This window comes from Cyanobium sp. BA20m-14 (genome assembly GCF_024346295.1).
The window spans coordinates 1-6,191 of record NZ_JAGQCR010000189.1 but is presented as its reverse complement, the minus strand read 5'-3'; the positions used below and the strand labels follow the sequence as shown (position 1 = coordinate 6,191).

At 61.5% G+C, this 6,191-nt stretch carries 8 protein-coding genes; 2 read left to right on the top strand and 6 right to left on the bottom strand.

Going from position 1 to position 6,191, the window contains the following annotated elements:
- Window positions 1-712 (top strand): efflux RND transporter permease subunit (locus KBZ07_RS14765; RefSeq protein WP_254932320.1); only part of this gene is annotated, 712 nt, incomplete at its 5' end.
- Here the strand turns inward: KBZ07_RS14765 and KBZ07_RS14760 are convergent.
- Window positions 709-2,364, bottom strand: a complete 1,656-nt coding sequence (locus KBZ07_RS14760; protein ID WP_254932319.1) for an alpha-D-glucose phosphate-specific phosphoglucomutase — start codon at window positions 2,362-2,364, stop codon at window positions 709-711. The genes KBZ07_RS14765 and KBZ07_RS14760 overlap by 4 nt on opposite strands.
- A 162-nt stretch (window positions 2,365-2,526) precedes the next feature.
- Between KBZ07_RS14760 and KBZ07_RS14755 the strand changes: the two genes are divergently transcribed.
- Window positions 2,527-2,877 carry a hypothetical protein gene (locus tag KBZ07_RS14755; RefSeq protein WP_254932318.1) on the top strand — a complete coding sequence of 117 codons (351 nt, stop codon included), beginning with the start codon at window positions 2,527-2,529 and terminating at the stop codon, window positions 2,875-2,877.
- Here KBZ07_RS14755 and KBZ07_RS14750 read toward each other — a convergent pair.
- The 5 genes from KBZ07_RS14750 to KBZ07_RS14730 form a co-directional block, all read right to left on the bottom strand.
- Window positions 2,860-3,285 carry a hypothetical protein gene (locus tag KBZ07_RS14750; RefSeq protein ID WP_254932317.1) on the bottom strand — a complete coding sequence of 142 codons (426 nt, stop codon included), beginning with the start codon at window positions 3,283-3,285 and terminating at the stop codon, window positions 2,860-2,862. The two genes, KBZ07_RS14755 and KBZ07_RS14750, sit on opposite strands and share 18 nt — an antisense overlap.
- 22 nt (window positions 3,286-3,307) lie before the next feature.
- Complete coding sequence (locus KBZ07_RS14745) at window positions 3,308-4,522, bottom strand: FAD-dependent monooxygenase (protein WP_254932316.1); 1,215 nt, start codon at window positions 4,520-4,522, stop codon at window positions 3,308-3,310.
- An 8-nt stretch (window positions 4,523-4,530) separates the two neighbouring features.
- Entirely contained in the window at window positions 4,531-4,773 is a 243-nt protein-coding gene (locus KBZ07_RS14740) for a hypothetical protein (RefSeq protein ID WP_254932315.1), read from the bottom strand.
- Window positions 4,774-4,859: 86 nt separating this feature from the next.
- Window positions 4,860-5,237 carry a hypothetical protein gene (locus tag KBZ07_RS14735; RefSeq protein WP_254932314.1) on the bottom strand — a complete coding sequence of 126 codons (378 nt, stop codon included), beginning with the start codon at window positions 5,235-5,237 and terminating at the stop codon, window positions 4,860-4,862.
- 191 nt (window positions 5,238-5,428) lie between these two features.
- The coding region (locus KBZ07_RS14730; protein WP_254932313.1) for a GGDEF domain-containing protein at window positions 5,429-6,191 on the bottom strand (763 nt) is incomplete at its 5' end.

The following is a 6,191-nucleotide window of genomic DNA, read 5'->3' as shown; positions in this document are numbered from 1 at the left end:
CAGTGCCCCTCCGGTTATTAGTCACTACAACCTTTATCGAACAATTTTGATTCAGGGTGTCGAGGCGGTTGGCAAGAGCTCTGGTCAAGCCTTGACGGCTATTCAGCAGATCTTTAAGCGGCTTGATTCCAATAATATTGACTACGCATTCACTGGCCTTGCTTCCCTGCAGCTTTCTGCGGGTAACGCCAGCGTACTGGTATTTGGCCTGGGCATATTGATTGTCTATCTGGTGCTTTCTGCCCAGTACGAGAGCTACATAACCCCAGTCATCATTTTGATGACGGTTCCCTTGGCCATGCTTGGCGCCCTGGTTTTCTTGGCGCTCCGCTCTATCGACCTAAATATCTATGCCCAGGTGGGTCTGGTGACCTTGATCGGGTTGGCTGCGAAGAACGGCATTTTGATTGTTGAGGTTGCTGAGCAGCACGTTGCCAATGGCATGAGCTTTGTGGAAGCGGCCATTTCTGCTGCTGAGTCTCGGATGAGGCCAATTCTGATGACCGCAATCGCCTCCCTGGCGGGATTCCTGCCCCTTGTGGTGGCCACCACCGCTGGTGCGAATAGTCAGCAATCCCTGGGCACCGTGATATTTGGGGGGCTGCTAGTTGCCACAGTGCTTTCGCTTGGAGTTGTGCCCCCTTTCTATGTGGTGATTAAAAACTTTGAGGCTCGCTGGTTGCCTGAATCCATACCGGAGACAACCGCTTAGGTGATCACGGTGGGGCGATCCATCCCCGTGCGGTTCTTGATTTCGGCCAGTCCATCGATTGCCGTGATCAGCTCGCCGAGGGCCATTTGGGGATCCTGGCTGAGGTTGCCGCTAGGGGGCACATAGCTCTCCAGATACACCCGCAGGGTGGCTCCCTGGGTGCCGGTGCCGGAGAGGCGCAGCACCACTCGGCTGCCATCTTCGAGCAGCAGACGCAGGCCTTGGCCGCTTGTGAGAGATCCGTCTATCGGATCGGTGTAAGCGAAGTCGTCGGCGGTAGCGATACTGCGGCCGGCGAAGCTTTGGCCCACCAGCGCGGGCTGCATATCCTTGATGCGGTTGTAGAGGCCATGGGCGGCCTCGCTGGCGATGGCTTCGTAGTCGTGGCGCGAGTAATAGTGCCGGCCGAAACGGCTCCAGTGCTCGGCCATGATCCTGCTCACTGGTGTCTGCTTCCTGGCCAGGATCTGCAGCCAGAAAAGTACCGCCCAGAGGCCATCTTTTTCGCGGATGTGGTTGCTGCCCGTGCCGAAACTTTCCTCACCGCAAAGGGTTATGCGCCCCGCATCGAGCAGGTTGCCGAAGAATTTCCAGCCCGTTGGCGTTTCGAAGCAGGCCAGACCAAGCTCCTTTGCCACCACATCGGTGGCGGCGCTGGTGGGCATCGAGCGAGCCACACCGGCTAGGCCATCGGCGTAGCCCGGGGCCAAGGTGGCGTTGGCGGTGAGTACCGCCAGGCTGTCGCTTGGGTTCACGAAGCAGCGTGCCCCCAGCACCATGTTGCGGTCGCCGTCGCCATCGCAGGCGGCACCGAATTTGTAGGCATCGCTGCCCATCAGCAGCTCGGCCAGGTCGTGGGCGTAGGTGAGATTGGGATCGGGGTGGCCGCCGCCAAAATCTTCTAGGGGGATGCCGTTGCGCACCGTGCCCGCGGGAGCGCCAAGCAATTCTTCGAAGATCCGGCTGGCGTATGGGCCGGTCACCGCGTGCATGGCATCGAAGGCCATCGGAAAGTCGCCCCGCAATAGATCGCCGATCTGGTCGAAGTCGAACAGGCGCTGCATCAGCGCTACGTAGTCGTCTACGCCATCAATAACCTCAACCTGCAGGTCGCCAATGCTGCTGAGCCCTGGCGTTGAGAGGTCGGGATCGCTGCCGCCTTCGCAGATCCGATAGCCGCCTAGTTCCAAGGTGGCGGCGTAAATCGCGTCGGTGATCGATTCCGGCGTGGGGCCGCCGTTGGCGCCGTTGATCTTGACGCCGAAATCGCCATCGGGGCCGCCGGGGTTATGGCTGGCCGAGAGAATCACCCCGCCCACGGCGCCGTGTTGACGTATCAGGTGGGAGGCGGCTGGGGTGGAGAGGATGCCGCCGGTGGTGGTAATCAGCCGGGCCACGCCATGGGCTGCGGCCATGCGGGCGATCACCTTGATTGCTGCGAGGTTGCCGTAGCGACCGTCACCTCCCACTACCAAGGTGCCGCCGGCCACGCCTGGCAGCACCTGCAGGCTCGCTTCGATGAAGCTCTCTAGGTAGTGGGGCGTCTGGAACTGGCGACTGCTCTTGCGCAGGCCGGAGGTGCCGGGCTTCTGGTCGCTGAAAGGCTGGACCAGGGAAATCTGCCGAATGCTCACGGGATTACTGCTGGTCATCGGCCGAATCCACAGGGGCACTTGGGCACCAAATTAACCTTGGCTTGTCACCTTTCCAGAACTGACTAGCTTCCAAGGGAAGGCAGTTGATTGGGGACAGGGGTGTTGGCCAAAAACAGGTTTGCCAGCGGGCACATTTGGAGAGTGGCTTGCTTAGCTGGCTTGGCGCTAACAGCCAGCTCCTTAGCGGCCACAGAAGCCGGCCTGGCGGCAGTGATGGGGGGAGCCCGCGCCCTTCCTTTGGCGGAGGCGGTGCAGCGCAGTCGGTTGGCAGCTGAAGCCGTGATCCAGCGACGCGGCAAGGAAACCTGCCTGCGCGGCAAGCTCACCAATGCCTTACTGGGCCTGTCTGCCAGCTGTGAAGTTGCGGCTCAGAAGGATGGTCTCTGTGCCTTGGCCGATCAGGCGGTGGTGCAGGTCGGCTGGTCGCTGGCTTTTATGGACAGCACTGCCCAGCAGGTGCTGAACCTGATTGAGAGCCAGCCGGGATCAGGATCAGGACCCAGGAATTAGGTTGAACGCACCTTTTTTCTCCTTGGGTTTTGTGTCGGTTTTGCTCGGGGCGACCGAGCGGGTCTGCTGTTTGCAGAAGGGGATCACGTCTTGGCCGGCTCGGTTGAGAGCTTCGCGCCTTTCAAAAGTGTTGGTGGTAGCTGGCTTTGCCCGTTCGAGGATCGTCCAGATGGCGTCCTTGCAGTTGGCGCCCAGGCGTGGGTGATCCATCAGCGGATCGGCCATGGTGCGTGCCTTGCCGCAGACTTCAATTGTGTTGTCTCTTCCGCAGGCGAAGGTTTGGAGCTGGAGCTCGCGCAACAGGTCCATGGATGGGTACGGCGGGTCCTTGGGTGCTGCCTGTAGGGGTGCAGCCAGCAGGGCGATCAGGCCAAGGGCAAGTGCGGGATCAATCCGAGGCGCGGCCATGGTTCCACCGGGGTTGCTCCCATCATGGCGCTCCTGGCAGCTGGGCCAGTCCCTGGCGAAGCGGTTGTTGCTGCTGGCTCCAGTGGGCAGCGATCGCGGGGCCCACCAGGGGTGCGGCGATCGCCAGAGCCCCCCGCAACCAACCCTGCTGCCGCAACTGCTCTCCCCGGGCTGCTTCGGCAGCCTGCAGGGTTTGCATGCTGATGATTTCGGGCCGCCGCTCCGCCTCAATTTGGACGGCCACCCCATCAAGGGCAGCGCCGCTGCAGCCACTGCTGAGCAGAGGCAACAACCGTATGGCGGCTACCCAGGCATCACGCAGGGCCATGTTGATGCCCTGGGCTCGCACCGGTCCCATCGGGTGGGCCGCATCGCCAAGCAGTAGCAGGCCCGGTTGGCACCAGCGCTCCGCTAGTCCCACCTGCACCGTCAGTCGGCTGGGCGCCCCCAATCCACCGCGCCACTGCCGTAGCCAGGCCGCTAGCTGCGGCGGACTCAATGCTGCCATCCGCTCGATCCAGCCTTCTCTGCTGAGCTCGGGTGTGGCTTGAGACTTGCCCATAACCCAACCCAGCTGGACGCCGCCGCTGGCGCTTTCGAAAGCGCTGAAAACCCCCTGGGGCCCCACCAGGGTGGTGAAGGAGCCAGCTATGGGCGAGGCCGCGGGACTGGCCAGTTGAAACCAGAGCAAGTCGATCGGGCTGGGGCTGCTCTGCAGCGCTAGCCCTGCCTTCTGGCGCACCAGGGAGCCCCGGCCATCGCAGCCGACGACAAGGTCGGCAGGTAGCTGACTGCCATCGCGCAGTTGCACCCCCGCCACCCGCTCCTGCTGCCACAGCAGGTCAACCACCGGTTGGCCCCGCTCAATCGCAAAGGAGGGGTAGGTGCTGCCCCGTTTCAGCAGGGCCTCCAGCAGGGCCGGCTGGCTCACCAGGGTGCAGGGCCGGCTGGGATCGCCGCCGAGGGGCTCGGTGGCGGTGAATAGCTCCTGGCCATCTACCACGAAGCGCCATTCCACCAGGGGCCGGTGGGGCAGGCCTGGAATCAGCTCGAGCAGCCCCATGGCCGCCAGGGCCTCTAGCCCTGAGGGCATCAGCGCTTCGCCGCGGAATTGACGCTCCAGGTTGGTGCCGGCCTCCACCAGGGTTACGGCCATACCGCCACGGGCCAGCAGTAGGGCCAAGCTGGCCCCCGCCGGTCCGGCACCCACCACCACCACCTTGGGGCGGTGGCTCAAGGGGCCACTCAAACGAAGGAGTTGTAGTTGCGAGTGCCGCCGCTCTCCGGGTCGACATGGCCCGTCAACTGGCTTTTCTTGCTGAGCAAATATTCCACCAGCTCCTGCTGAACGGCCAACAGTTCATTGGTGCAGCCGCGGAATGCGGCTCGGTGGCGTATTTCATCGTGCCGGGTGTGCAGGTCGCGCAGCATCAGCTGGATGGCATCCAGGGTGGCCGACGTGTTGCGTGAGGCCGGCGGGGCATTCAAGGCACGCTCTGTTCCACTGACCATGGCCACAGCATTGAGGGGAAGGCCAAGCGTAGGAGGGGGGCCGCCTGGATCACGGCTCCCGATCAGCAGTCGCCAAACAGGGTGCTGGACACCTGATGGAATGTTTCAAAGGTGTCTTGGTGATCCAGCCCGCTCACCGCCAGGGAGACGGTCCGCTGGCGGGGGTTGCATTCCACCGCCAGGCTCACTGCCCTGGCGCCATGGTCGGCATGGAAAGCGGCGCTCTGGCCGTCAACGGCGTAGAGGGTTTCGGGGGCGTGGGTGAAGCCGAGCTGGTTGGCCAGCAGGCTGATGCCGGCGAGGGACTGGGCCAGACTGCCGTCGCAGCGGATGGCAGTGGTGTAGACCACCGGCGCAGCTGGGGTGGTGTCCTCACCCGGCAACACCAGGGAGCTCGCCAACGACTTCATCAGGCTGCCGGTCTTCGCCAAGGTCTTCATCGGCGTCGTAGGCCATCCGAACTATTAGACTTTAGGAGCAGATCACTAGATGTGGTGTTTGGGGTTGCCAGGGGCCCACATATGGTGGGTGGAGCGCCCATCCCCCTCTTTCCCGACTCAGCTGCGCTGAACCCAGCTCTCGCCAGACGAGCGACCTTGCCTGTCCGACTCGGATCAAGGAGGTAGGAGGTTTATTCCGAGATTTCTTTGCTGACGAAGCAATTGCGACCCCTCGCTTTTGCTTCATAGAGCAACTTGTCAAGCTCTTGAATCACGTCTTCAAAAATAACTTTAACGCCAGAGGCGCAATAAAGTATGCCTGCACTCATTAAGATGCCTTCGGGGAAATCAGAGACTCGTTTAGCTTGGCTTCGGAGACCATCTTGAATGGCGCTGAGCCAACTTATGGTTTCATCGGGCAACTGCGAGGGAATGGCGATTACAAATTCGTCGCCGCCAAATCTTGCAGCAAATGCCTGATCTCCTAATTGCGCTGATAATGCAGCTCCAACCCGCTTCAGAGCCTCGTCTCCTCTTGCGTGTCCGTAGTTGTCATTGATCAACTTGAAGTTGTCAATGTCAATCATGATCAGGCTAATAGGCTCCTGTGCCTGAGTCTTTAGTCGCAATTTCTCGAACTGCTCAATGAATGCGTTTCTTCGCAGGCATCCGGTGAGCTCATCGATGTTGGCGCTGGCGTGCAAACGACTGTTTGCCTGTTTCAGGATCTCAAGCTGACGCTCGAGCTGACGTCTTTCCCATGGATGGGCGTTGGCCGAATTGAGGGTGCGAGATGCGGCTTCCTGGCTGAGGGCATCCCGTTGGGCTTGGCCTGAGAGCTGGGCAACCATGCCTGTCACCTCAATGGCTGTGCCATAGGTGCCGATCACCTCTCCATTCTGATTGCGACGGGATCGGGCGGTGTAGGCCAAAATAACGGGCTGCCCGTCAATA

Bases quoted from the DNA above. Each gene is read 5' to 3' on its own strand.
- KBZ07_RS14760 (WP_254932319.1), bottom strand. From the start codon at position 2,364: ATGACCAGCAGTAATCCCGTGAGCATTCGGCAGATTTCCCTGGTCCAG.
- KBZ07_RS14750 (WP_254932317.1), bottom strand. From the start codon at position 3,285: ATGGCCGCGCCTCGGATTGATCCCGCACTTGCCCTTGGCCTGATCGCC.
- KBZ07_RS14735 (WP_254932314.1), bottom strand. From the start codon at position 5,237: ATGAAGACCTTGGCGAAGACCGGCAGCCTGATGAAGTCGTTGGCGAGC.